The organism is Planctopirus hydrillae, from assembly GCF_001707835.1.
In the GTDB taxonomy this organism is placed as follows: domain Bacteria; phylum Planctomycetota; class Planctomycetia; order Planctomycetales; family Planctomycetaceae; genus Planctopirus; species Planctopirus hydrillae.
The window spans coordinates 1-368 of sequence record NZ_LYDR01000148.1 but is presented as its reverse complement, the minus strand read 5'-3'; the positions used below and the strand labels follow the sequence as shown (position 1 = coordinate 368).

Genomic DNA, 368 nt, shown 5'->3' with positions numbered 1-368 from the left:
ATGCTGTCCTGGCGCAAGGCAGCCAGCAGGCGCACCCTGTCCACCTGCTCGGGCAGGATCACGTAGTACATGTGCGCGTTGTGCACACAATGGGCGGGCACGGTTGGCAGGCGCAGGCATCCCTCACGTGCCAGGGGCTGCAAGCGCTGTCGGTAGCGCTCCCAGGCAGCCAGCCTGTTGGCCGTGATCGACTCGGCTTCTTCCAGCTGTGCCTTGAGGAAGGCGGCCACGATCTCACCGGGCAGGAACGACGAACCTGGGCGCTGCCAGGTGTACTTGTCAACCTCACCGCGGTGGAACTGCTGTCGGTTGGTGCCGTTTTGCCGACATCGCTGCGGCTATTGCGATTTTACGCTGGTGGCCGGGCG

At 64.7% G+C, this 368-nt stretch carries 1 protein-coding gene; it reads right to left on the bottom strand.

The features are described 5' to 3' along the window. A partial coding sequence (locus A6X21_RS24080; RefSeq protein WP_240490309.1) for a DegT/DnrJ/EryC1/StrS family aminotransferase occupies nucleotides 1–230 on the bottom strand: 230 nt, incomplete at its 3' end. Between the last annotated feature and the right edge of the window lie 138 nt (nucleotides 231–368).